Source organism: Actinomadura kijaniata (assembly GCF_014138665.1).
Lineage (GTDB): Bacteria > Actinomycetota > Actinomycetes > Streptosporangiales > Streptosporangiaceae > Spirillospora > Spirillospora kijaniata.
On record NZ_JACJIA010000020.1, the window covers coordinates 32,207 to 52,471 of the forward strand.

Below are 20,265 nucleotides of genomic sequence, written 5' to 3' on the forward strand. Positions count from 1 at the left end.
GGACGGCAGCGTAGTACCCGTCCGCCCGGCTCAGCCCCTCGGAAGCTCGTCCACGGCCAGCCGGACGAGGACGGTGAGGTTGCGGCAGCGCGGCGGGGTGTCGTCCGCCAGGTGCCAGGAGATGTTCTCGTCCCAGGTCGTGCAGTCGAGGACGAGGCCGCAGGCGCGGTCCTCGTCGTCGGCGGCCAGCGCCAGGGCGAGGTCCAGGGCGGGGCTCGGGCCCTCCAGCCCCCGGCGGAAGCCCTCGAACTCGGGGAGCAGCGGCGCGGCGGCGGCGGGGGACAGCGCGCCCAGCACGATCAGCCAGGCCCGCTCTGCGGGCGCGGCCTCGGGCCAGCGCGACAGCAGGGCGGGGAGGGCGCCGACGACCTCGCGGCAGGCGCGGGCCGCGTGCGCGGTGGGGGCGGGCTCCTCACCGGCGGCCGGGGACGGGTCGAAGGAGGCGATGTAGGCGAGGTCGGCCAGCAGCTCCAGGCGGTACTCCGGGGTCATCACCGGGTCGCACGCCATGCGGGCGAGGAACGGGATCGTCGGCGGCGTGGCGCTGTAGCAGGTCTCCTGGTGGACGATGGCGCTGAAGTACTCGAACGTCGCCTCGTCCCAGCCCTCGTCGTTCGCCGCCATCGCCCGCAGGATGTCCGGGGTGTCCTCGGCCGAACCGTAGGCGTGCTTGAGCGACGGCCAGTCGACGTCGTCGAGGCCGGGCAGGGGGACAGGGGTCCCGGACGGGCCGCCGGAGGCGGGCCGGTCGAGCCGGTAGGTGATGACGGGGCGCGGGGCGCGGGCGGGCGCGGCGGACAGGGCCGCCAGGCGCGCGGCCCGCGCCTCGGCAGGGGGCCGGTCGTCGGCGCCGTCGGGGAGCAGGGCTCGGGCCGTTTCCGGGACCGCCTGCATGAGGGTGCAGGAGCCGCCGCGTTCGGCCGCCAGCGTCTTGACGATCCGGGTCTCCACGGCCGTCCACCACCGCACGTCGTCGTCGGGGTAGGGGCCCGCGTCGAGGGCGGTGACCTTCCAGGAGGTCTCGTAGAAGCGGTGGAAGGGCTGGTCGGGGACGCCCTCGCGTACGGAGACGGCCGTGTGGCCGCGCTCGGTCAGGAGCCGCGCCACCTCGTGGGCGGCGTCCTCGTCGGGCAGGTGGACCAGGTAGGCGGCGGCGTGTCGCGGGAAGTGGCTCATCGGGCGCTCTCGGTCGGGGAGCGCCATTCAACCGTGCCGCCCTGACAGTCCGGTACCGGCGGGTTCGGGAAGGGTCCGGCGCGCTCGCGGCGGGAGGCATAGCATCGGCTTCGCACCCGACCGAGGAACGGCCATGCCCGGGATCGCTGGAACAGCCGGATACAACGAGGCGGCCGACGTCCTCGTCCGGCAGTACGAGACGCTCGCGTTCGAGGACGTCCACGCCGACGTCCTCCACCTGCTGCCCGACGCGCCCGGACGGGTGCTGGACGTCGGGGCCGGGAGCGGGCGGGACGCCGCCGCCCTGGCGCGGCTCGGCCACCGGGTCGTGGCCGTCGAGCCCGCCTGCGAGCTGCGCGAACGCGCCCGCCGGCTGCACGCCGACGCCCCGGTGACCTGGATCGACGACGCGCTGCCCGAGCTGGAGGCCGTGCACCGGGGCGGGCGGCGGTTCGACCTCGTGCTGCTGTCGGCCGTGTGGATGCACCTCGACGGGGACGAGCGGGCGCGGGCGATGAAGAGCGTCGCGTCGCTGCTGGTCCCCGGGGGGCGGGTCGTGCTGACCCTGCGGCACGGGCCGGTGCCCCCGGCGCGGCGGATGTTCGACGTCCCGGTGGCCGAGACGGTCGCGCTGGCCGAGGTCAACGGGCTGCACGTCGTGCACCGGGGGACCCGCGGCGACCTGCTCGGACGGCCCGGACTGCGGTGGAGCGTGCTCGGACTGCAACCGTTCTGATCTTGCGAAGGGCTTGACTGTGGTGGTGGAGTCGGCATCATCGCTCACAGAGGGTCGGGCGGGCGGGCAGTCGGGGGTGCGGGCGTGATCCAGACGATCACCGGGCGGGGAGCGCGCCTGCTGCTGGCCGCCGGGGTCCTGGGCGGCGCGCTGACCGCGTGCGGGCAGACCGGCGGCGACTCGCTGCTCGACAAGCAGGCGCTGGTCGTGGGGGTGCGCCCGGACCTGCCGGGACTGGGCGTCCGCAAACCGGACGGCACCTTCGAGGGCTTCGACATCGACGTGGCCCGGTACGTCGCCGGACGGCTCGGCAAGAGCGTCCGGTTCGTCCCGGTGCTGGCGGCCGACCGGCTCACGGTGCTCACCTCCGGGCGGGCCGACCTGGTGCTGGCGACGCTGTCGGTGACGCCGGAGCGCAAGGAGAAGATCGCTTTCGCGGGCCCCTACTTCGTGTCCTACCAGGACGTCCTCGTCCGCTCCGACGCGCGGAACGTGAAGGTGGTCCGCGACCTGAGGGGCCGGACGTTCTGCGGAGTGGAGGGCGCGGACCCGGTGCAGCGGCTGCAGGCCCTCGCCGGGATGACCGCCGAGGTCCGCAGCGCCAAGGACTACGACCAGTGCATGGCGATGATGGACTCCCGCGCGGTCGACGCGATCACCACCACCGACGTGATCCTGGCCGGGCTGGCCCGGAAGGCGGGCGGTGGACGGTACCGCCTGATCAACGCCAGGCTCGGCGAGCAGAACACCGGCATCGGCATGCGGCAGGGCGACCCCGAGGGCTGTGAGGCGCTGAACCGGGCCATCACCCGGATGTACCAGGACGGCACCGCGGCGCGGCTGGTCGGCAAGTGGTTCGCGGGCACGGGCCTGGAGAAGACCAACGTCGAGGTGCCGCAGTTCGAGGGCTGCCTGTGACCGGGCCGCCCACCGGGCCGCCCGCGGCCGTGGACACGCCGCTGCGGCGGAGGCTGCTGCTCCTCATCGCGGGGTTCTTCGGCGTCGCGGTGGGCGCGGCGCTGCCGGCCCTGCCCGGCGCGGCCGGGACCGGGCACGCCGACGCGGTCCGCACCGGGACGGCCGCCGCCGCGCAGTCGGCCTGCCGCGAGCAGGCCGGCCGCGCCGTCGCCGGGGAACGCAGGGACACGCCCGCGCGGGCCCCCGGCGCGCGGCCCACGGTGTTCTGGGCCGGGCTCCCGGCCGCGCACTGGCACCACGGGCACTGGGACCACGGGCCGGCCGACCGGGCCGTCGCGGCGTACGACCACGCGGTCGCGGTGCTCGCCGACGCGTTCGCGGCCGGGGAACGCCGCAGCCGGGCCGCCGCGGCGAACGGCCGCGCGGCGGCGCTGCCGGGCCTCGCGCCCTCGGCCGTCCGGGAACGCGGACCGCCCGCCTCCACGGGTCCCGACGTTCCCCTTTCCTGACCGCGGCGCTCCGTGCGGGTGCGCCGCGGCGCACCCTTGTGGAGGCAAGTCATCTCTCGCCATGTTCCGGCGAACGCGTGCGCCGCGTTCGCCCGGCCGCTGTCGCGCCGGTACGGGGTGGTCGCGTGCTGAGCGCGTTCACGCGGGCGTTCCGCACGCCCGACCTGCGGCGCAAGCTGCTGTTCACGCTGTTCGTCATCGTGCTGTTCCGGATCGGCCAGAACGTGCCGGTCCCCAACGTCAACGTCGCCGTGCTCCGCGACACGGCCGCCGCCGCGAAGAAGGGCGACCAGCTCTACGGGATGCTCGACCTGTTCAGCGGCGGCGCGCTGCTGAAGCTGTCGATCTTCGCGCTCGGCGTCATCCCCTACATCACCGCCAGCATCATCCTGCAGCTGCTGACGGTCGTGATCCCCCGGCTGGAGGCCCTGAAGAAGGAGGGCCAGGCCGGCACCACGAAGATCACGCAGTACACGCGGTACCTCACCGTCGGGCTGGCGACCCTGGAGGGCGCGGGGCTGGTCGCGATGGCCGCCACCGGGCAGCTGTTCCAGAACGTCCCGGGCGCCGGGTCCCTGCTGCGCGACACCGGCCCGTTCGCGATCGTCACCATGGTGGTCTGCCTGGTGGCGGGCACCGCGGTGGTGATGTGGCTGGGCGAGCTGGTCACCGACCGCGGGGTCGGCAACGGCATGTCCATCCTGATCTTCACCCAGGTGGTGGCGGTCTTCCCGGCGCAGTTCTGGGGGATCTACAAGACCCAGGGCCCGTTCGTGTTCGTGCTGGTCATGCTGGTCGGCCTGGCCATCATGGCGGGCGTGGTGTTCGTCGAGCAGGGCCAGCGCCGCATCCCCGTCCAGTACGCCAAGCGGATGGTGGGGCGGCGCATGTACGGCGGGGCCGCGACCTACATCCCGCTGAAGGTCAACCAGGCCGGGATCATCCCGGTGATCTTCGCGTCGTCGCTGCTGTACCTGCCGATCCTGGCCACCCGGCTGTGGCCGGACGTGAGGTGGCTCCAGCAGGTCCAGCCGTACCTGCGGCCGGAGAACCCCTGGCACATGGCCGGCTTCTTCCTGCTGATCGTGTTCTTCACGTACTTCTACGTGGCGATCACCTTCAACCCGGTGGAGGTCGCCGACAACATGAAGAAGTACGGCGGGTTCGTGCCCGGCGTCCGCCCGGGGCGGCCGACCGCCGAGTACCTGGACCACGTGCTGTCGCGGATCACCGCGCCCGGGGCGCTGTACCTGGGGGCGGTGTCGCTGGTGCCGCTGGTGGTGCTGGCGATGCTCGGGGTGGGCGACCAGTTCCCGTTCGGCGGGACGAGCATCCTGATCGTCGTCGGCGTCGGCCTCGACACCGTCAAGCAGATCGAGGCGCAGCTCCAGCAACGCAACTACGAGGGGTTCCTGCGGTGACCCCCTAGGCGCACGGTGCGCGCCGCCCGCCCGGCGGGGCGGGCGGCGCGCCGTTCACCGCGCCAGCAGCGCGCGCGCCCGGGCGAGCGCGGAGTCGCGTCCGGCGGCGAGCTCGGCGTCGGTGAAGACGGGGGCGCGGACGGTGGGCGGCACGCCCCGGCCCTCGTGGGAGACGCCGCCGGCGGAGCGGTAGTCCTCGTTGCCGAGGGCGAGGATCCAGCCGTTGGGCAGCGCGCGGACCAGCACGTCGGAGAACACGCCCTGCGTGGTGGCGCCGACGCGGTGCGGCGCGGGGGAGCGCCCCGTCAGGCCGAGCGTGAACGTCTCGGCGGCGCTGACGCTGAGGTCGCTGGTCAGGACGGCGACCGGGCCGGTGTAGCGGGGACGGTCGGAGGGCCGTACCCGCACCGTCTGGAACGCGGTCCCCGGCGCGCGCTTGCGGTAGGCGACGTAGGGCCGGTCGGTCAGCCGGGACGCGATGCGCACGCCGAGCGCGTCGTGGCCGCCGCCGTTGTACCGCACGTCGATGATCAGGCCGCGCAGGGCGCGGACGCGGTCGCGGGTCAGGACGGCGTCCAGCGCCCGGTCCAGCTCGGCCCGCTGCTCCGCGTAGACGGCGTTCGCGCCCGCGTACCCGGTGAAGGCGGTGACGCGCAGGTAGCCGAGCCGCCGCGGCAGGTCGGCGTAACCGACCCGGCCGTCGGCCCAGGTGCGCAGCGGGACGCCGACGTTGCGCAGCACGGCCTTGTCCACGCGGGCGCGGAACGCGTCGTCGTGCCGGCGGGTGCCGGGGCGCCGTCCGGCGAAGGACCGGCCGCCGACCGGGTCGGCCACGCCGGTGTGCGCGTCGCCCAGCGGCCGGATCATGTCGCTGAGGATCGTGAACAGCCGGTCGGGGGAGGTGTGCCGGGTGACCCGCGGCCGGTGGCGGGCGCGCAGGGCGTTCCAGTCGACCCCGCGGGCGGCGAAGAAGGGGTAGTGCTCGGCGAACGTCGTCCAGAACACGTCGAAGACCGTGCGGGGGTCCTTCGGCATGGGGCGGGTGCAGCGGTCCGGCAGGGACGGCAGGCGGCGCAGGTCCACCCGGCCCACCGAGCCGGGGACGGTGAGGACGAGACCGCCGCGCGGGCCGGGGCGCAGGACCATCTCGGCGCCGTCGTCGGCGGCGAACCGGACCCCGCCGGAGCCGTCCGGACCGGCGCTCCGCAGCTCGCCGCCGGGCAGGCAGCTGATCGAGGTGGTCTGGTAGAGCCGCAGCCGGGCGCCGTCGACCACGGCGACCTGGCCGTAGGCGGCGGTCCGCCACACGCCGCCGGGAGGCCGGGCGGTCTCGGCGGCGGCCGGAACGGCCGGGGCGGCGAGGAGGACGAGGGAGGCGGCGACCGGCGCGCCCCTCAGGGTCCTGCGCGGTGTCTTCGTCGGCATGGGAACGACGCTAGGCCCGGCCGGGCGCGTCACGCGTCGTACCCAGGTCGCCACCTGGAGTAGGACCTCGGTCCTATGCCTGGGGGACGCCCGGGGCGACCAGCCCGGACTCGTAGGCGGCGATCACCGCCTGGGCGCGGTCCCGCGCGCCGGTCTTGGCGAAGACGCTGGAGATGTGGTTCTTCACGGTGGAGGGGGTGATGGCCAGCTCGGCGGCGATGTCGGCGTTGGACCGCCCGCGCGCGATGAGGGCCAGCACCTCGCGTTCGCGTCCGGTCAGCGCGTCCAGGCCCCTCGGCGGCGTGCCGGGTCCGGTGGGCGCGGCCCGCACGAACGTGCCGATCAGCCGGGTCAGCAGGCGGGGCGCGACGGCGGCCTCGCCGCGGTGCACGGTCCGCACCGCCGCCGTCAGCTCCTCCGGGGACGCGTCCTTGGGCAGGAACCCCGACGCCCCGGCGCGCAGCGCGCCGAGCACGTACTCGTCCAGGTCGAACGTGCTGAGCGCCAGCACCCGCGCCTCGGGGACCAGCCGGGCGATCCGGCCGGTGGCGGCCACCCCGTTCAGGCCGGGCAGGTGGATGTCCATCAGCACCACGTCGGGGCGCAGCGCGGCGGCGCGGTCCACGGCCTCGCCGCCGTCGGCGGCCTCCCCGACCACCTCCATGTCGGGCTGCGCCCCGATGATCATCCGGAATCCGGTGCGGACGAGGGCGTGGTCGTCCACCAGCAGCACCGAGATCGTCATGTCGCCTCCTGGGGCAGCGCGTCCGGGGGAAGGGGGAGGCGGGCCCGCACCCGGAACCCGCCTCCGGGGGCGGGCCCGGCGGCGAGGTCGCCGCCGCACAGGGCGACCCGTTCGGCCATGCCGCGCAGCCCGTGCCCGTGGCCCGGCCGGTCCGCGGGGGCCGGCGCGGGGGCGGGCCCGCCGGAGCCGTCGTCGTGGACCTCCGCCTCGACCGCCGTGTCGGTGTAGCGCAGCACGACCCGCACCCGGGCCCCGGCGGCGTGCTTTTGGGCGTTGGTCAGCGCCTCCTGCACGGTCCGGTAGACCGCCAGGTCGGCGGCCGGCGGCAGGGGACGGGCCCGGCCCTCGACGCGCAGGTCGGCGCGGACCCCGGCGGCGCGGGCCCGCTCGACCAGCGCGGGCAGCCGGTCGGCGCGGGCGTCCGGCTCGGGCTCGTCGTCGGCGCGCAGCACCGCCAGGAGCCGCCGCATCTCGGCCATCGCCTCGCGGGCGGTGCGCTCGGTGGTGACCAGCGCCTCGGCCGCCCGTTCGGGGTCGGCGGCCATGGTGGTGCGGGCCGCGCCGACCAGCACGCTCATCACGCTGATGTGGTGGGCGACGACGTCGTGCAGCTCGCGGGCGATGTGGCGGCGTTCGGCGCGGACGGCCTCGGCGGCCCGCTCGGCGCGCCGCCGTTCGGCGGTCTCGGCGCGCAGCCGCGTGTACTGGCCGAGGACGAGCGCCAGCAGCGCGGCCACCGCGTTCGCCATGTCGGTGGGGCTGTGGACGGCGTAGGCGACGGCGCCCGCGCCGGTCGCCGCCAGGCCGCTCCACCAGCCGGTCCGGTACGGCAGGTACCGGCCGACGGCGTACAGCGCGACGAGGCTGCCCAGGCTGAGCGGGTCGAACGGCAGCTCCGGCAGCAGCAGCCAGCCGGTCAGGTCGGCCGCGACGATCACGGTGAGCGTGAGCAGGGGCCGGGTCCGCCGGACGAGGACCACGCCGACCTGCGCCAGGCCGAGCAGCAGCCCGGCCGGCAGGGCGAGGGGCACCGGGCCGTCCGGCCAGCGCTTGACGACGATGTCCAGCAGGACGGCCAGCATCAGCAGCGCCAGGGCCGCGTCGGCGGCCCGGGCCCGCCGCTCCGGGGTGAGCGCCGTGACGAGCGCGCCGGCCCGGCGGCGCGTGACCGCGGTCCGGCGCGGTGCGGACGGCGGAAGCGCCCTCGACCCCACGACCATGATCCTGAGCGTAGGACGGTGGGCCGCCCCCGTCGTCCTCCGCTGGGTGGACCCTGACCTGGGACTTCGGTACCACCCGCCGCATCGCGCGTCCGACGGGCGAGGGACGGGTCCGGTGCGGGTCAGGCGGTCGCGGGGGCGGCGGTGTCGCGGCGGGGGACCTGGCTGTAGTCCTGCCCGTCGAGTTTGGTGATGGCGTCGGCGGCGACGCGGGTGACGCGGGCCGTCCAGGAATCGTCGTCGATTTCCATCCAGGCGATGCGCGCGCCCCAGGACCCCTCGGGGAGGCGTTCCCAGGCGAGCAGGTAGGCCGGGCCGTCAACGGTGCTGGACTGGACCATCGGAGGCACATGCGACATATGTTTCTTCTACCTGTCCGGTGTGACATTCCGCGAGGGTCTTACGGCAATTCCCTTTTCGTTTTCGGGAATTCCGCGGTGGCGGAGGGCGCCGGGGCGCGCGGGGGAGGGCCGTCGCTCAGCGTCGCGACAGCCACTCCGAGACCAGGTCGGCGACCATCGCTCCGCCCCGGTCGCTCAGGTGCAGGTGGTCGACGAGGAGTTCGAGGCCGTTGCCGCGGGCCACCTCGTCCCAGCTGTGGCCGAGCAGGTAGTGCCGGGCCCCGGCGAGGAAGGCGAGGGTGAAGCCGAACCCGTAGGGGGCGGCTTCTCCGCCGCGCCGCCGCAGGTGGTCGGTCATCCGCTCGTTCAGCGGCACGTAGTCGGCCCCGGCGCGCTCGGCGGTCTCCCTGACGGCGGCGTTGTATCCGGCGGCCTTGCGGTTGAGGTCGCTGCCGATCTCCTCGCCGATCGGCGGGAGGGACACCAGCGCGACACGGGCGGAGGTCCGCGCCTTCAGGCGGCCGACGATCGCGGTGAGGTTGTCGCGGTAGCGCTGGAGCGGGACGCCGTCCCGCACGTCGTTGGCCCCGATCAGGACCGTGACGGCGGTGGGACGGCAGGCGACGACGTCGCGGTCGAGGCGCTGGAGCAGGTCGGCGCTGGTGTCGCCGTTCTTCCCGGCGTTGACGAACTCGAAGGCCCGGTGCGCGGCCCGGTCGCGCAGGTCGCCGACCCAGTCGGCGCCCAGGGTGCCCTGGGTCATGCTGGCCCCCGCCGCCACGACGACGGGACGGCCGCCGGGGCGCGGGCCGTCCGCGCAGGCGTCGGCGGGCGGGTTGGCGGGCGGGCGGACGAACGTGAGGTACCCGGCGGTCCCGGTCGCGGCGAGCGTTCCGGCGAGCAGCAGGCACAGCGCGATGACGATCCGCCTTCGCAGGCCGGCGCGCCGGGATGGGTGGGCGGGACGCCGTTCTTCGGTGCCGCCGGTCACGGTGGTGCGCATGGTGCTCCTCCAGGGGGGTTAGTGAACACTAACCGCTATCATGAGCTAGCGTTCACTAACCTGTCAATCGGCGGAGGGCACCGAATGAGCACGCGGGAGCGGATCCTGGACGCGGCGGCGGAGATCCTGCGGACGCGGGGCGTCGCGCAGGCCACCACCAAGGAGATCGCGCAGGCGTCGGGGGTGTCGGAGCCGACGCTCTACAAGCACTTCCCGGACAAGGAGCGGCTCCTGCTGGCCGTCCTCCAGGAACGGCTGCCCGGACTGTCGCGGGTCGCGGTCCGGCCCGGGGAGGGCGAGGTGGAGGACAACCTCGCCGCGCTCGCGCACGCGGCCCTGGAGTTCTACCAGCGGTCGATCCCGATGCTGGGCGCGCTGCTGGCGGACCCGCGGCGCATGGAGTCGCACCGGGTGGCGATGGACCGGCACGGCGGCGGCCCGGGAAGGGCGGTCGCGGCGTTCGCCGCCTACCTGAGGGCCGAACGGGACCTCGGACGCCTGCGCGCGGAGGCGGACCCGGACGCCGCGGCGGCGCTGCTGGTCGGCGGGTGCTTCCAGGAGGCGTTCCTGCGCTACTACGGCCACGGGCCGGAGGCCGCCGCCGCGCCCCGCGGGTTCGCCGAGGCGCTCGCCCGCGCCGTGGTCCGGCCGCTGCTGTGACCGCGAGGGGTCAGGTCGGGCTGTCGGCCTCGGACCGCCCGGACCGGGCGCGGTCGGTGCTGCGGTGCCAGTTGTGGAGGGAGCGCGCGCCCGCGCCGAACAGCAGGGCGGCCACGGCCAGCAGGACGATCTCGGGCGCGTTCGCGCCGCCGGCGTTGACGATCAGCAGGATGTCCACGCCCAGCAGGGCGATGCCGAGGAGGAGAAGGGCGTACCCGATCCAGAAACTGCGGTCCGAGAAATCCTCGCTCGCGGAGGAGCGCGGGATCCCCGTCCCTTCGGACGAGGGGTTTTCCGGGGTGTCGTTCATCTTCCACCTCCGTTCAGGAAAACGCGATGCTCGCGCGTCAAAAGAAATGGGGACGCTGCCGGGAACTCCTTTGCGTTCCGGCCGCGGCGGCGCTCAGCGCGCGCCGTCGCGCCCCAGGCCGCGGAGGATCGCCACGGCCTCGTCCGCGCGGTCGCGCGGGACGAACAGATGGTCGTGGTGGTAGGCGGAGACCACGTTGCAGCTGATGCCCGCCCCGGCCAGCGCCGTGGAGATCGCGGCCATCATCCCGACCGCCTCCAGGGCGGAGTGGATCCGCAGCACGATCCACGCGCTGGGGAACGCGGACTCCAGACCGGCCGCCTCGGCCCGCTCGCGCGGCAGGACCAGCGTGCGACCCTCGGGTTCCTCGAATATCAGCAGCGGTTCGACGTCGGGGGGAGTCGAGCGGTCGGGCGACGTGACGAACACGTACTCACCCGCGTGCAACTCCGGATCGAGTCCGGCCAGCAACTTCGCGAGGTCGGTTTCCCCGCTCATACACCCCCTCCCCTTGAGGTCCTACTGGGAAAACGACCCGCCGCCGGTTTTTGTTTCCGGCGGCGGGTCGGGCGAATTCTTGGTGTTTTCTTGAAGAAGCGCGGGCGTCAGTCGGTGCCGGACTCCAGGTCGCCCTCCACGCGGAGGTAGAGCTGCTTCAGCGCCTCCAGGGTCTCGGCCTCCGGGTGCTCCCACATGCCCCGGTCGGCGGCCTCCAGCAGGCGTTCGGCGATGCCGTGCAGGGCCCAGGGGTTGGACTCCTCGAAGAACTTCTGGTTCTCCGGGTCCAGCGCGTAGGTCTGGGCCAGCTTCTCGTACATCCAGTCCGCGACGACCCCGGCGGTGGCGTCGTAGCCGAACAGGTAGTCCACCGTCGCCGCCAGCTCGAACGCGCCCTTGTAGCCGTGGCGGCGCATCGCGGCCAGCCAGCGCGGGTTCACCACCCGGGCGCGGAAGACGCGGGAGGTCTCCTCGTTGAGGGTGCGGGTGCGCACGGCGTCGGGCCGGGTGCTGTCGCCGATGTAGGCCGCGGGCGCCCTGCCGGTCAGCGCCCGGACCGTGGCGATCATGCCGCCGTGGTACTGGAAGTAGTCGTCGGAGTCGGCGATGTCGTGCTCGCGGGTGTCGGTGTTCTTGGCGGCGACGCTGATGCGGCGGTAGGCGCTCTCCATGTCGGCGCGGGCCGGGACGCCGTCCAGGTCGCGGCCGTAGGCGTAGCCGCCCCAGACCGCGTACACCTCGGCCAGGTCCGAGTCGTCGCGCCAGTTCCGGCTGTCGATCAGCGGCAGGATGCCCGCGCCGTACGCGCCCGGCCGGGACCCGAACACGCGCATGGTGGCGCGGCGGCGGTCGCCGTGGGCCGCCTCGTCGGCGCGGACGTGGGCGCGCACGAAGTTGTCGGCGTCGGGCTCGTCCTGCGCGGCGGCCAGCCGGACCGCGTCGTCGAGCATCGCCACGGCGTGCGGGAACGCGTCGCGGAAGAACCCGCTGATGCGGACCGTCACGTCGATGCGCGGACGGCCGAGTTCGGGCAGCGGGATCGGCTCCAGGCCGGTCACGCGGCGGGAGGCGTCGTCCCAGACCGGGCGCACGCCGAGCAGGGCCAGCACCTCGGCGATGTCGTCACCGGAGGTGCGCATCGCGGAGGTGCCCCACACCGACAGCCCGACCGACCGCGGCCACTCGCCGGTGTCCTCGCGGTAGCGCTCCAGCAGCGAGTCGGCCATCGCGCGGCCGGTCTCCCAGGCCAGCCGGGACGGCACGGCCTTGGGATCGACGGAGTAGAAGTTGCGGCCGGTCGGCAGCACGTTGATCAGGCCCCGCAGCGGGGAGCCCGACGGGCCCGCCGGGACGTAGCCGCCGTCCAGCGCGTGCAGCACCATGCCGATCTCGTCGACGGTCCGGTCCAGCCGCGGGACGATCTCGGTGGCGGCGAACCGCAGGATCTCCGCGACCTTCCCCTCGGCGACCTCGCCGGCGGCGTCCGGGTCCCAGCCCCGCTCCTCCATGGCCAGCACCAGGGCGCGGGCCCGCTCCTCGAACGCGTCCACCTCGCCCCGGTCGCGGCTGCCCTCGTCCAGGCCGAGGGCCTCGCGCAGGCCGGGCAGCGTCACCGAGCCGCCCCACATCTGCCGGGCGCGCAGCATCGCGAGGACCAGGTCGGCGCGGCCCTCCCCGGCCGGGGCCTGACCGAGGACGTGCAGCCCGTCGCGGATCTGGACGTCCTTCACCTCGCACAGCCAGCCGTCCACGTGCAGCAGGAAGTCGTCGAACTCCGCGTCGTGCGGCCGGTCCTCCAGCCCCAGGTCGTGGTCGAGCCGGGCGGCCTGGATCAGCGTCCAGATCTGGGCGCGGATCGCGGGCAGCTTGGCGGGGTCGAGCGCGGCGATGTTGGCGTGCTCGTCCAGGAGCTGTTCCAGGCGGGCGATGTCGCCGTAGCTGTCGGCGCGCGCCATCGGCGGGATCAGGTGGTCGACCAGGGTGGCGTGGGCGCGGCGCTTGGCCTGCGTGCCCTCGCCGGGGTCGTTCACCAGGAACGGGTAGATCAGCGGCAGGTCGCCGAGCGCGGCGTCCGGCCCGCAGGAGGCCGACATCCCGGCGGCCTTGCCGGGCAGCCACTCCAGGTTGCCGTGCTTGCCGACGTGGACGACCGCGTGCGCGCCGAACCCGTCCTGCAACCACCGGTACGCCGCCAGGTAGTGGTGGCTCGGCGGCAGGTCGGGGTCGTGGTAGATCGCCACGGGGTTCTCGCCGAAGCCGCGCGGCGGCTGGACCATCACCACGACGTTGCCGGACCGCAGCGCCGCCAGGACGATCTCACCCTCGGGATCATCGGAGTCGTCCACGAACAGCTCGCCGGGCGGCGGGCCCCAGTGACGCTCGATGTCCTCGCGCAGGTCCTCGGGGAGCGTGGCGTACCACCGCTTGTACCGGGACGCGGGGATGCGGATCGGGTTGCCGGTGAGCTGCTCCTCGGTGAGCCAGTCGGCGTCCTGGCCGCCCGCCGCGATGAGCGCGTGCATCAGCGCGTCGCCCTCGCCGGGCAGCTCGTCGCCGACGTCGTAGCCGCGCTCGCGCATCGCCCCCAGCAGGGCGATCACGCTGGCGGGGGTGTCGAGGCCGACGGCGTTGCCGATGCGGGCGTGCTTGGTCGGGTACGCCGACAGCATCAGCGCGACGCGCCGCTCCGGCGCGGGAACGTGGCGCAGCGCGCCGTGCCGGACGGCGATCCCGGCGACGCGGGCGGCGCGTTCGGGGTCGGCGACGTAGACGCTCAGCCCGTCCTCGTCGATCTCCTTGAACGAGAACGGCACCGTGATCAGCCGCCCGTCGAACTCCGGCACCGCGACCTGCGTGGCGGTGTCCAGCGGGGACAGGCCGTCGTCGTTGGCCTCCCACGCCTCGCGGCCGCCGGTCAGGCACAGCCCCTGCAGGATCGGGACGTCGAGGGCGGCCAGCGCGCCGACGTCCCACGCCTCGTCGTCGCCCCCGGCCGAGGCGAACGCCGGGCGCGTGCCGCCCGCCGCCAGCACCGTGACGACCAGCGCGTCGGCCTCGCCGAGCCTGTCGAGCAGCTCCCGCTCGGCGGTGCGCAGGGACGCGCAGTAGACCGGGAGGGCGCGGCCCCCGGCGCTCTCGATCGCCGCGCACAGGGCCTCGACGAACGCGGTGTTCCCGGCCAGGTGGTGCGCCCGGTAGTACAGGACGCCGATCAGCGGCCCGTCGCCGCCGGCCGCCTCGCGTTCCAGGACGCCCCAGGTGGGCGTCGGGGTCGGCGGGCCGAAGCCGTGCCCGGTGAGCAGGACCGTGTCGGACAGGAAGCCGAACAGGTCACCGAGGTTGGCGGGACCGCCGTGGGCGAGGTAGGCGTGCGCCTCCGCCGCCACCCCGGCCGGGACCGTGGACAGCTCCATCAGCTCGGCGTCGGGCTGCTGCTCGCCGCTCAGCACGACGACCGGGCGGGGCCCGGCCAGCAGCGCGTCCAGCCCCTCCTCCCAGGCGCGGCGGCCGCCGAGCAGCCGCACGACGACCAGGTCCACGCCCTCCAGCAGGGCGGGCAGGTCCTCGACGGAGGTGCGGGCCGGATTGGCGAGACGGAAGGCGGCGCCGGACGCGCGCGCGCTGAGCAGGTCGGTGTCCGACGTGGACAGCAGCAGGATCACGCTGGTCGAGTCCTCACCCGGGGTTTCCACGCCCCGAATCGCAGGGTCACTGCGACAACCGGAGTCTCCTGGCTCCCGGATCGACGCTCGCCCCGGCCTTCCCGCTGACGCAGTGGCCCTGGGTGGGGTCCGCTCCCCGGTGACAGTGGCGGGACCGCGCCGGACTTCCACCGGCTTCCTCCGCTTTGTCGCTGCTCACACATTGACGTCCTCCCCAGTTGGGAACGGGGGATTCCGGCCTGACGGCAATCGGTCACTCTACCGTCTTCCGGCGGGTTCCTGCTTCAACGACCCGTGCCACGCAAAACGGTGGTCTCACCGGGGCTCCACAGGCGTTTAGCGTCTCCGCATGCCCTCGTGCGAGGGTGCGTCCGGCGGCGACGGTCCGGCGTCCTTCGTCCAGCACGTTGCGAGCGGCGTTGACGTCTCGGTCGTGTCGCGTCCCGCACCCGGGGCAGCGCCACTCGCGGACCTTCAGCGGCTTGGGGCCGTCGCGGCGACCGCACGCCGAACAGATCTGCGACGAGGCGAATCCCCGGTCGGCCCGCGCGAAGACGCGACCGTGCCGCCTCGCCTTGTCCTCCAGCATGGCGAGAAACCGTCCCCATCCGGCGTCGTGCACGCTCTTGGCCAGGCGGGAGCGTGCCAGACCTCGCACCGCCAAGTCCTCCACGTGGACCGCTTGGTTGTCGCGGACCAGCCAGGTGGACAACTGGTGATGGAACTCCCGGCGTGCGTCGGCGGCCCTGGCATGCTGACGAGCCAGGCGGGTCCGTGCTCTCGCGCGGTTCTCACTTCCTTCGGCGGTTCGGCTGAACGCCCTGGCGGCGCGTTTGAGCTTGCGTTCCCTCCGGCGCAACCACTTCGGGTCGCCGATCCTGGTGCCGTCCGACAGGACGGCGAAGTGCGTCAGGCCGAGATCGATCCCCACCTGCCGTTCGGTGGACGGCAGCGGACCGAGAGCGGGAAGGGCGACCGCGAACGAGGCGAAGTACCGGCCGGCCGCGTCCTTGACCACGGTGACGCTGGACGGATCGGCAGGGAGCGGCCGTGACCAGACGATCTTGACGTTCCCGACTTTCGGCAGCGACAGTCGCCCGCTGGATGTGATGCTGAAACGGGCGTTGCGGGTGAACCGGATCGCCTGGCGACCTTTGCGCCTCTTGGGCGACGGGGGGTTGACCGAGGGTCCGCCCCGCCGTCCGGCGCGTGAGTTCCAGAAGTTGCGATAAGCGACACACAGATCTGCCAGTGATTGTTGCAGCACCACGGCCGACACCTCGCCCAGCCAGGATCGTTCGGGAGTGCGCTTGGCCTGGGTGATCACCAACTTGGACAGTTCGTTATCGGAGATCGCCCGTCCCTGCCGGCGAGCTTCCTCTCGCACGCGCAGCCCGTCGTTGTAGACCACACGGGCGCACCCGAACGCCTTGCCGAGCGAAGTCCGCTGAGCGGGGGTGGGATACAGTCGGTAGTTATAGCGAAGCTGCATGTGTTCGAACGTACGGGCGATGAAGATCGTTGGCCTGGGTTCGAGGAAACCGGGGTCCCGGTGGCCGATGGAGAGGCGCTTGGATGCGCCTAGTATCCGGGCTGTGTCTGCCTCTTCGTCTGCTTCCTCCCGTTCCGGTCCTGACTCCTGTCCCGGGCTGCTGCGGATCCACCGGGCCGCCGACGGCGGGCTGGCGCGGGTCCGGCTGCCCGGTGGGCGGGTGGACCGGCGGGGGTTCGCGGCGCTGGCGGATGCGGCCGTCGAGCTCGGCAACGGCGGGCTGGAGCTCACCTCCCGGGGGAACGTGCAGGTCAGGGGGCTCGCCGCCGGGGCGGAACGGGAGCTGAGCGGGCGGTTGCGCGACGCGGGGCTGCTGCCGTCGTTCACTCATGAACGGGTGCGGAACATCGTCGCCAGCGCGCTCAGCGGGCGTGACGGGCGGGGGCTGGCCGACGTGCGTCCGCTGGTGGCGGAGCTGGACGCGGGGCTGTGCGCCGATCCGGGGCTGGCGGAGCTGCCGGGGCGGGTGCTGTTCGCGCTGGACGACGGGCGCGGGGACGTGGTCGCGCTGCGTCCGGACGTGGGGCTGTACGCGGTCGCGGAGGACGTGTTCGCGCTGGTCGTGGGCGGGCGGGACAGCGGGGTGCGGGTCGGCGCGGGCGACGCGGCGGCGGCCGTGCTGGAGGTCGCGCGGGAGTTCCTGCGGGTGCGCGAGGGCGAGTGGCGCGTCAACGAGCTGGACGATCCGCTGCGGCTGGTGCCCGGCGGGGCGGGGGCGGTCGAGCTGCCGCGGACGCCCGCGCCGCCACCGCTCGGGGTGGTCGCGCAGCGGGACGGGCGCAGCGCCCTGTCGGGGCTGGTGCCGCTGGGACGGCTGGAGTCCGCGCAGCTCGACGCGTTGCGGGCGGTGGACGAGCTGATCGTCACGCCGTGGCGGACCGTGGTCGTTCCCGATTTGACTGACGTGTCACACTCCTATGGCCTGGTCGCCGCCGACGACTCCCGTTGGGTCGGGCTCACCTCGTGCGCGGGACGGCCCGGCTGTGCCCGATCCCTGACCGACGTGCGCGCCGACGCCGCCGCGGCGCGCGCCGCGTGCGGGAGCGGGCTGCCCGTGCACTGGACCGGATGCGACCGCGGCTGCGGCCGCCCGGCCGGGCGGCACGTCGCGGTGGTGGCGACGCCGGGCGGGTACGAGGTGCGGCTCGGCGACGAGGTCCGCGCGCGGTCCCACGACCTGACGGCGACGGCGGCGGCCGTCGCGACGACACGGAGGAGCGAGTGATCGACTACGTTCGCGACGGCGCCGAGATCTACCGGCGCTCGTTCGCGACCATCCGGGCCGAGGCCGACCTGGCGGGGCTGCCCGGGGACGTCGCCCGGGTCGCCGTCCGCATGATCCACGCCTGCGGGATGGTGGACCTGGTCGGCGACCTGGACTACGCGCCGGGGGCCGTCGCGGCGGCGCGCGGGGCGCTGCTGGAGGGCAGGCCGATCCTGTGCGACGCGAAGATGGTCGCGGCCGGGGTGACGCGCAAGCGCCTGCCCGCCGGCAACGAGGTGATCTGCACGCTCGACGACCCCCGGGTGCCCGCGCTCGCCGAGGAGCTGGGCAACACGCGCAGCGCCGCCGCCCTCGACCTGTGGGGGGACCGGCTGGACGGCGCCGTCGTCGCGATCGGGAACGCGCCGACCGCGCTGTTCCGGCTGCTGGAGCTGGTCGCGGCGGGCGCGCCCCGGCCCGCCTGCGTGCTGGGGATCCCGGTCGGCTTCATCGGGGCCGCCGAGTCCAAGGTCGCGCTCGCCGAGTCCGACCTGCCGCACGTCGTCGTGCACGGGCGGCGCGGCGGCAGCGCCATGACCGCCGCCGCCATCAACGCCATCGCGAGTGAGGAAGAGTGATGACCGGACACCTGTACGGCGTGGGGCTCGGGCCCGGCGATCCGGAGCTGGTCACTCTGAAGGCGGCGCGGCTGATCGAGGGCGCCGACGTGGTCGTGTACCACTCGGCGCGGCACGGGCGCAGCATCGCGCGGTCGATCGCGGCGGCCCACCTGCGGGTCGGGCAGATCGAGGAGCCGCTGATCTACCCGGTGACCACCGAGAGGGTCGGCGACTACCGGGGGATGCTGGAGGAGTTCTACGACCGGTGCGCCGAGCGGCTCGCCGACCATCTGGACGCCGGGCGCTCGGTGGTCGTGCTGTGCGAGGGGGACCCGTTCTTCTACGGGTCCTACATGCACCTGCACAAGCGGCTGGCCTCGCGTTACCCGACCGAGGTCGTGCCGGGGGTGACGTCGGTGAGCGGGGCGTCGGCGGAGCTGGGGCGGCCGCTGGTCGAACGCGACGAGGTGCTGACGGTGCTGCCGGGGACGCTGCCGCCCGAGAAGCTGGCCGAACGGCTCGCCGCCACCGACTCGGCCGCCGTGCTGAAGCTGGGGCGGACGTTCGGGAACGTGCGCGAGGCCCTGGAGCGGGCGGGACGGCTCGACGACGCCTGGTACGTGGAGCGGGCGACGACCGACGAGCAGCGGATGCGGCCGCTGGCGGAGGTCGACCCGGAGGGCGTGCCGTACTTCTCGGTGGCGATCCTGCCCAGCCGGGTGCACGAGGAGACGCGGCGGGCGCTGCCGGAGCCGGTTCCGGCCGGGGAGCGGCGGGGCGAGGTCGTGGTCGTCGGGCTCGGGCCCGCCGGGCGCGAGTGGCTGACGCCGCAGGCCCAGGACGCGCTGGCCTCCGCCGACGACCTGATCGGGTACGGGCCGTATCTGGACCGCGTTCCGCCGAACCCGCGCCAGCGGCGGCACCCGTCCGGCAACACCGTGGAGGCCGAGCGCGCCGCCCGCGCCCTGGAGCTCGCCGAGCGGGGGCGGCGGGTCGCCGTCGTGTCGTCGGGCGATCCGGGCGTGTTCGCGATGGCGACGGCCGTGCTGGAGGTCGCCGCGGAGGAGCGCTGGCGGCACGTTCCGGTGCGGGTGCTGCCGGGGCTGACCGCCGCGCAGGCGGTCGCGTCCCGGATCGGCGCGCCGCTCGGCCACGACTACTGCGTGATCTCGCTGTCGGACCGGCTCAAGCCGTGGGAGGTGATCGCCGACCGGCTCGCGGCGGCGGCCTCGGCCGATCTGGCGATCGCGGTCTACAACCCGGCCTCCAGGACCCGGCGGCACCAGGTCGCCGAGGCCCGCGACCTGCTGCTCAAGCACCGTTCGCCCGACACGCCCGTGGTGATCGGGCGGGACGTGGGCGGGCCGGAGGAGAGCGTGCGGGTCGTGCGGCTGGCCGAGCTGGACCCGGCGGACGTGGACATGCGCTGCCTGCTGGTGATCGGCTCCTCGCAGACCCGGGTCGCCGAGCGCGGCGACGGCTCCCGGATCGTGTTCACGCCGCGCCGCTACCCGGCGTGACGCGACAGCCAGTCCAGGGCCCGGTCCACCGTTCCCACCGACGCGACGCCGGGCGGGAGCGGTGGGCGGTCCACCATCACCACCGGGACTCCCAGCTCGCGGGCGGCGGTGAGCTTGGCCTCGGTCATCGGGCTGCCGCCGTCCTTGGTGACCAGGCAGTCGACGGCGTGCTCGCGCAGCAGCGCCCGTTCCTCGTCGAGGGTGAACGGGCCGCGCGCCAGCACCGTCGCGTGGCGCGGCGGCAGCGGCGGCTCGGGCGGGTCGACCGAGCGGATCAGGAACCAGCGCCGGTCGTCGCCGGCGAACGGCGCCAGGTCCTTGCGGCCGGTGGTCAGGAAGACGCGTTCGCCGGGCAGGTCCGCGGCGGCGGCCGCCAGGGTGGGGACGCGCCGCCAGTCGTCGCCGGGCCGTTCGGTCCAGCCGGGGCGGCGCAGCACCAGCAGCGGCAGGCCGGCGCGTTCGGCGGCCCGCACGGCCGAGTCGGTCATCACGGCGGCGAACGGGTGGGTGGCGTCCACCACCGCGTCGATCCGTTCGGCGCGCAGCCACGCGGCCAGGCCGTCCGGGCCGCCGAACCCGCCGACGCGGGTGCGGCCCTCGGGCAGCAGGGGCGCGGCGGTGCGGCCCGCCAGCGAGCTGACGACGTCGAAGGCGGGGTCGGCGTGCAGGCGTCCGGCGAGGTCGCGGGCCTCGCCGGTACCGCCCAGCAGCAGGATGCGTCGGGTCACACTGGAAGACTAGGAGG

At 74.5% G+C, this 20,265-nt stretch carries 19 protein-coding genes and 1 riboswitch; of the genes, 8 read left to right on the forward strand and 11 right to left on the reverse strand.

The features are described from left to right. Positions 1–30 precede the first annotated feature (30 nt). A complete protein-coding gene (locus tag HNR61_RS43190; protein WP_182848945.1) occupies positions 31–1,176 on the reverse strand; it encodes a hypothetical protein in 1,146 nt (381 codons plus the stop codon). A gap of 133 nt (positions 1,177–1,309) precedes the next feature. On the opposite strand from HNR61_RS43190, the gene HNR61_RS43195 reads away from it, so the two are divergent. From HNR61_RS43195 to secY, 4 genes are all read left to right on the forward strand, one after another. After that, the gene (locus HNR61_RS43195) at positions 1,310–1,912 is read left to right on the forward strand and encodes a class I SAM-dependent methyltransferase (protein ID WP_182848946.1); all 603 of its coding nucleotides are present in this window, start codon (positions 1,310–1,312) and stop codon (positions 1,910–1,912) included. 84 nt (positions 1,913–1,996) lie between these two features. Beyond that, positions 1,997–2,830, forward strand: a complete 834-nt coding sequence (locus tag HNR61_RS43200; RefSeq protein WP_312898371.1) for a transporter substrate-binding domain-containing protein — start codon at positions 1,997–1,999, stop codon at positions 2,828–2,830. Next, on the forward strand, positions 2,827–3,339 hold the full coding sequence (locus tag HNR61_RS43205; protein WP_182848947.1) for a hypothetical protein: 513 nt from the start codon (positions 2,827–2,829) through the stop codon (positions 3,337–3,339). The genes HNR61_RS43200 and HNR61_RS43205 overlap by 4 nt, the downstream gene beginning before the upstream one ends. Positions 3,340–3,464: 125 nt before the next feature. Then, positions 3,465–4,760 (forward strand): preprotein translocase subunit SecY, encoded by a 1,296-nt coding sequence (gene secY / locus HNR61_RS43210; RefSeq protein WP_182848948.1) that lies wholly within the window; start codon positions 3,465–3,467, stop codon positions 4,758–4,760. A gap of 54 nt (positions 4,761–4,814) precedes the next feature. On the opposite strand, the gene HNR61_RS43215 is transcribed toward secY, so the two are convergent. From HNR61_RS43215 to HNR61_RS43235, 5 genes are all read right to left on the reverse strand, one after another. Then, positions 4,815–6,185, reverse strand: coding sequence for a S41 family peptidase (locus tag HNR61_RS43215; protein WP_182848949.1), 1,371 nt, complete (start codon positions 6,183–6,185; stop codon positions 4,815–4,817). Between the two features lie 73 nt (positions 6,186–6,258). Then, entirely contained in the window at positions 6,259–6,930 is a 672-nt protein-coding gene (locus HNR61_RS43220; RefSeq protein ID WP_182848950.1) for a response regulator transcription factor, read from the reverse strand. After that, positions 6,927–8,150, reverse strand: coding sequence for a sensor histidine kinase (locus HNR61_RS43225; protein ID WP_182848951.1), 1,224 nt, complete (start codon positions 8,148–8,150; stop codon positions 6,927–6,929). The genes HNR61_RS43220 and HNR61_RS43225 overlap by 4 nt, the downstream gene beginning before the upstream one ends. A 122-nt stretch (positions 8,151–8,272) precedes the next feature. After that, on the reverse strand, positions 8,273–8,509 hold the full coding sequence (locus tag HNR61_RS43230; protein ID WP_182848952.1) for a hypothetical protein: 237 nt from the start codon (positions 8,507–8,509) through the stop codon (positions 8,273–8,275). Positions 8,510–8,627: 118 nt separating this feature from the next. Next, entirely contained in the window at positions 8,628–9,494 is an 867-nt protein-coding gene (locus HNR61_RS43235; protein ID WP_182848953.1) for an SGNH/GDSL hydrolase family protein, read from the reverse strand. Positions 9,495–9,578: 84 nt separating this feature from the next. On the opposite strand from HNR61_RS43235, the gene HNR61_RS43240 reads away from it, so the two are divergent. After that, positions 9,579–10,154 carry a TetR/AcrR family transcriptional regulator gene (locus HNR61_RS43240; RefSeq protein ID WP_067825669.1) on the forward strand — a complete coding sequence of 192 codons (576 nt, stop codon included), beginning with the start codon at positions 9,579–9,581 and terminating at the stop codon, positions 10,152–10,154. Between the two features lie 10 nt (positions 10,155–10,164). Here HNR61_RS43240 and HNR61_RS43245 read toward each other — a convergent pair whose 3' ends face one another. From HNR61_RS43245 to HNR61_RS43260, 4 genes are all read right to left on the reverse strand, one after another. Beyond that, positions 10,165–10,464 (reverse strand): hypothetical protein, encoded by a 300-nt coding sequence (locus tag HNR61_RS43245; protein ID WP_182848954.1) that lies wholly within the window; start codon positions 10,462–10,464, stop codon positions 10,165–10,167. A gap of 93 nt (positions 10,465–10,557) precedes the next feature. Further along, on the reverse strand, positions 10,558–10,962 hold the full coding sequence (locus HNR61_RS43250) for an ACT domain-containing protein (protein WP_182848955.1): 405 nt from the start codon (positions 10,960–10,962) through the stop codon (positions 10,558–10,560). A gap of 107 nt (positions 10,963–11,069) precedes the next feature. Then, a complete protein-coding gene (cobN, locus tag HNR61_RS43255) occupies positions 11,070–14,654 on the reverse strand; it encodes a cobaltochelatase subunit CobN (protein ID WP_376770307.1) in 3,585 nt (1,194 codons plus the stop codon). An 11-nt stretch (positions 14,655–14,665) separates the two neighbouring features. Next, positions 14,666–14,851, reverse strand: a riboswitch (cobalamin riboswitch). A 26-nt stretch (positions 14,852–14,877) separates the two neighbouring features. Next, entirely contained in the window at positions 14,878–16,116 is a 1,239-nt protein-coding gene (locus tag HNR61_RS43260) for an RNA-guided endonuclease InsQ/TnpB family protein (protein ID WP_182848956.1), read from the reverse strand. A 103-nt stretch (positions 16,117–16,219) separates the two neighbouring features. Here HNR61_RS43260 and cobG point away from each other — a divergent pair, with 103 nt between their 5' ends. The 3 genes from cobG to HNR61_RS43275 are packed head-to-tail and all read left to right on the forward strand — an operon-like array spanning position 16,220 to position 19,520. Further along, positions 16,220–17,401, forward strand: coding sequence for a precorrin-3B synthase (gene cobG, locus HNR61_RS48835; RefSeq protein ID WP_312898372.1), 1,182 nt, complete (start codon positions 16,220–16,222; stop codon positions 17,399–17,401). After that, the gene (locus HNR61_RS43270) at positions 17,398–18,018 is read left to right on the forward strand and encodes a precorrin-8X methylmutase (RefSeq protein WP_182848957.1); all 621 of its coding nucleotides are present in this window, start codon (positions 17,398–17,400) and stop codon (positions 18,016–18,018) included. The genes cobG and HNR61_RS43270 overlap by 4 nt, the downstream gene beginning before the upstream one ends. Continuing rightward, on the forward strand, positions 18,018–19,520 hold the full coding sequence (locus HNR61_RS43275) for a precorrin-2 C(20)-methyltransferase (protein ID WP_182848958.1): 1,503 nt from the start codon (positions 18,018–18,020) through the stop codon (positions 19,518–19,520). The genes HNR61_RS43270 and HNR61_RS43275 overlap by 1 nt, the downstream gene beginning before the upstream one ends. On the opposite strand, the gene HNR61_RS43280 is transcribed toward HNR61_RS43275, so the two are convergent. After that, positions 19,508–20,248, reverse strand: coding sequence for a cobalt-precorrin-6A reductase (locus HNR61_RS43280; protein WP_312898373.1), 741 nt, complete (start codon positions 20,246–20,248; stop codon positions 19,508–19,510). The two genes, HNR61_RS43275 and HNR61_RS43280, sit on opposite strands and share 13 nt — an antisense overlap. Positions 20,249–20,265 lie beyond the last annotated feature (17 nt).

Bases quoted from the DNA above. Each gene is read 5' to 3' on its own strand.
- HNR61_RS43190 (WP_182848945.1), bottom strand. From the start codon at position 1,176: ATGAGCCACTTCCCGCGACACGCCGCCGCCTACCTGGTCCACCTGCCC.
- HNR61_RS43195 (WP_182848946.1), top strand. From the start codon at position 1,310: ATGCCCGGGATCGCTGGAACAGCCGGATACAACGAGGCGGCCGACGTC.
- HNR61_RS43215 (WP_182848949.1), bottom strand. From the start codon at position 6,185: ATGCCGACGAAGACACCGCGCAGGACCCTGAGGGGCGCGCCGGTCGCC.
- HNR61_RS43220 (WP_182848950.1), bottom strand. From the start codon at position 6,930: ATGACGATCTCGGTGCTGCTGGTGGACGACCACGCCCTCGTCCGCACC.
- HNR61_RS43225 (WP_182848951.1), bottom strand. From the start codon at position 8,150: ATGGTCGTGGGGTCGAGGGCGCTTCCGCCGTCCGCACCGCGCCGGACC.
- HNR61_RS43230 (WP_182848952.1), bottom strand. From the start codon at position 8,509: ATGTCGCATGTGCCTCCGATGGTCCAGTCCAGCACCGTTGACGGCCCG.
- HNR61_RS43235 (WP_182848953.1), bottom strand. From the start codon at position 9,494: ATGCGCACCACCGTGACCGGCGGCACCGAAGAACGGCGTCCCGCCCAC.
- HNR61_RS43240 (WP_067825669.1), top strand. From the start codon at position 9,579: ATGAGCACGCGGGAGCGGATCCTGGACGCGGCGGCGGAGATCCTGCGG.
- HNR61_RS43245 (WP_182848954.1), bottom strand. From the start codon at position 10,464: ATGAACGACACCCCGGAAAACCCCTCGTCCGAAGGGACGGGGATCCCG.
- HNR61_RS43250 (WP_182848955.1), bottom strand. From the start codon at position 10,962: ATGAGCGGGGAAACCGACCTCGCGAAGTTGCTGGCCGGACTCGATCCG.
- HNR61_RS43260 (WP_182848956.1), bottom strand. From the start codon at position 16,116: ATGCAGCTTCGCTATAACTACCGACTGTATCCCACCCCCGCTCAGCGG.
- HNR61_RS43275 (WP_182848958.1), top strand. From the start codon at position 18,018: ATGACCGGACACCTGTACGGCGTGGGGCTCGGGCCCGGCGATCCGGAG.